This is a genomic window from Stenotrophomonas sp. YJH_SMC_127, from assembly GCF_059372445.1.
Map to the genome: position 1 here is coordinate 1 of NZ_JCAFVO010000023.1, position 3,296 is coordinate 3,296.

The 3,296-nt window shown below is 65.5% G+C and carries 3 protein-coding genes; 2 read left to right on the plus strand and 1 reads right to left on the minus strand.

Annotated features, from left to right (window positions below):
• Positions 1-709: methyl-accepting chemotaxis protein (locus AC5QAB_RS21030; RefSeq protein ID WP_495233610.1), on the plus strand; the 709-nt coding region annotated here is incomplete at its 5' end.
• A gap of 131 nt (positions 710-840) precedes the next feature.
• On the opposite strand, the gene AC5QAB_RS21035 is transcribed toward AC5QAB_RS21030, so the two are convergent.
• The gene (locus tag AC5QAB_RS21035; protein WP_032959438.1) at positions 841-1,485 is read right to left on the minus strand and encodes a hypothetical protein; all 645 of its coding nucleotides are present in this window, start codon (positions 1,483-1,485) and stop codon (positions 841-843) included.
• Positions 1,486-1,786: 301 nt separating this feature from the next.
• On the opposite strand from AC5QAB_RS21035, the gene AC5QAB_RS21040 reads away from it, so the two are divergent.
• Positions 1,787-3,296 (plus strand): cache domain-containing protein (locus tag AC5QAB_RS21040; protein ID WP_495233611.1); only part of this gene is annotated, 1,510 nt, incomplete at its 3' end.

Genomic DNA, 3,296 nt, shown 5'->3' on the forward strand with positions numbered 1-3,296 from the left:
CGGTGTCGCCTCGCAGGGCGGTGACGTGGTCGGCCAGGTGGTCACCACCATGTCGGCCATCGAAGCCTCGTCGAAGAAGATCGCCGAGATCATCTCGGTCATCGACGGCATTGCCTTCCAGACCAACATCCTGGCGCTGAACGCCGCAGTGGAAGCCGCGCGTGCCGGCGAACAGGGCCGCGGCTTTGCCGTGGTCGCCAGCGAAGTGCGCACCCTCGCCCAGCGCTCGGCCGCAGCCGCCAAGGAGATCAAGGGCCTGATCGACGACTCCGTCGGCAAGGTCAACGACGGCTCGGCGCTGGTACACAAGGCCGGCGCGACCATGAGCGAGATCGTCGCCTCGGTGCAGCGCGTGACCGACATCATGGCCGAGATCTCTGCGGCCTCGCAGGAACAGTCGGCGGGCATCGAGCAGGTCAACCAGACCGTGGTGCAGATGGACGAAACCACGCAGCAGAACGCCGCGCTGGTGGAAGAAGCCACCGCCGCCGCACGTGCGATGGAAGAACAGGCCGGCCACCTCAGCGAGGCCGTGTCGATCTTCGTGGTGGACGAAGCCGAGGTCGTCGCCGCCCCGCGCGTCACCACCCCGGCACCGCGCGCCGCTGCACCGGCTGCCCCGGCCCCGGCTGCCACGCCGGCCCGCCGCACCGCCGGTGGTCGTCCGATGGCCACCGAACTGGCCGACGGAGACTGGCAGGAGTTCTGATGCCTGCCTGACCTGATGTACGAGAACGCCCTGGCCCTGTGCTGGGGCGTTTTTGTTTACCCCCCCGGGGTCAGATCCCTTTTCCTCAGGAAAAGGGATCTGACCCCACGTCGCCCCCATCGCGGGATCCTCTACGCCCTCAACTCAAGCCTGTCTTCAAAGTCGAACTCGAGTTGCCTCGGAACACGCAGCGCACGACATCGACGCCATGGCCTCAGGCTCTCCATGCTGATCGGCGGAGCCAGAACGAGCGCATGTTGCCACGCGGACAGCGCGCTCGCACCGGCACAACAACGGTACGTGTGGGAAATGGACAAACGCAGAAAGCGGGCCAGTGCGGGGACGCGGAAATTGTGGTGCTGCAACATCACCAGATAAGTGCTTGCCACGGAATACTTCAGCTCCCCCTCGCCCGGCGGGAGGGGAGCCTCTTCACGCAGTTGCAGAAAGGACAAGGGGTCCTGCCCGTCCGCACTCAACCGCGCCAGCAAGGGGTGACCTCCCTCCTCCCCGCTGGGTGCGTGATCCAGGCGTACGGCGTGCCTGACGTTCACATCGGTGTAGCGAACCAGCTTCTGGTACAGATAACTGATCAACAGGGTCCGATCATCAGGCGCCGCCAGATCCAGCGGCTCCCTCCCTTCGTCTCCCCATGTCGCAGCCAACAGCCATGCTTCATTGATCACATCCTGTTCGCTGCATTCCCCCTGGGTATGCCGCGCAACGCGCTTCAGATCGGCCCTCTGCTGCTCGACGAACGCCGCAAATCCATCCAATACGCAATCACCTCGACCCAAAACCTGGAACGTTGAACCGGGTGGCGAACAAGTGGCTATGGGGGAAGTTGCAAATGCGAGGTCCGCCGGATCTACGGGGTCAGATCCCTTTACCCGAGGAAAAGGGATCTGACCCTATGATCCGCAGGCAGCGCCGCAGCCGCCGCTGCAAGGAAACCTGAATACGTTCGGACACCGCACCTCAATCCCCCGCCCGCGCGGCCGATAACGGGGTTGTCACGGCGTATCCCGCCGCTGACCGGCACGGCGCCGCCCGCCCGCTTCGACCTGGTCCTGCTCGATGAATCTCCTGCATCGCTGGCAACACTACTTCCGCAATCTTTCCGTCCGGCGCAAGCTCAACCTGCTGACGCTGCTCATCGCGCTCGGCGTGATCGCGCTCTCGGTGATCGCCGCCCGCATGCAGTACCTGGACCTGACCGAAACCCGCAAGAGCGCGCTGAAGACCCAGGTCGAACTGAGCTACGGCATCCTGCTGCACTACCACCGCCTGGCCGGTACCGGCGAGCTCAGCGAAGAGGCCGCCAAGAGCGCCGCGCTGCAGGCGCTGGAGGTCATGCGCGCCGGGAACGATACCTACTACTTCAACATCTACGACACCGGCTACCGCCTGCTGATGCACCCGTTCCGCAAGGACCTGGTCGGCAAGGACATGAAGGACTTCCGCACCGACGACGGCGTCCGGATCTACTACGACCAGGTCGAAGCGGCTCGCGCCGGCGGCGGCTTCGTCAACTACCGCTGGGCCAAGCCGGGCAGCAAGGGCGAGGTCGAGAAGGTCGCCTATGCCGGCCTGTTCGCGCCCTGGAACTGGGTGGTCAGCAGCGGCGTCTACATGGACGACGTGCAGAAACAGGCGCTGGTGTTCACCGCCATCATGGCGGTCTCTGGTGGCGTACTGGTGCTGATCGTGCTGGCCCTGAGCTGGGTCATCGGCAACCGCATCGCCGTGCCGCTGAAGCAGGCCACCGCCGTGGCCGAAGGCATCGCCGGCGGCAAGCTGGACAGCCACATCGGCCCGCAGCCGCACGACGAAACCGGCCGCCTGCTGGAGGCCATGGCCGGCATGCAGCAGCAGTTGCATGCGGTCATCACCGGCCAGCGCGAAATGGCGCGCCGTCATGACGGTGGCGAACTGAGCTACCGCATCGACGCCAGCGCCTTCCCCGGCGAGTACGGGCTGATGGTGCAGGAAACCAACGCCCTGGTCGGCGGCCACGTGCAGACCCTGCACGACGTGCTGGACGTGGTGCAGCAATACGCGGTCGGCGATCTCAGCCGCGACATTGCACGCTACCCGGGCGAAAAGGCCGCGATGACAACCACCGTTGATACGGTCAAGGCCAACCTCGGCCGCATCAATGCCGAGATCAAGCAGCTGGCCAGCGCCGCCGCGGCCGGCGACTTCAGCCTCCGTGGCGATGCGCAGCGCTTTGATCACGATTTCCGCCTGATGCTGGAGAACCTCAACGCGATGATGGCGGTCAGCGATGACAACCTCGGCAAGCTCTCGCAGCTGCTGTCGGCCATCGCCGAAGGTGACCTGACCGCACGCATGCACGGCGACTACCAGGGCGTGTTCGCACGCATGCGCGACGATGCCAACACCACCGTTGCACAGCTGACCCAGATCGTCGGCCAGATCCAGTCCAGCGCCTCCAGCATCACCCTGGCCGCCGGCGAGATCGCCTCCGGCAACAGCGACCTGTCGCGCCGCACCGAGCAGCAGGCCGCCAACCTGGAAGAAACCGCCGCCTCGATGGAGGAACTGACCTCCACCGTGCGCCAGA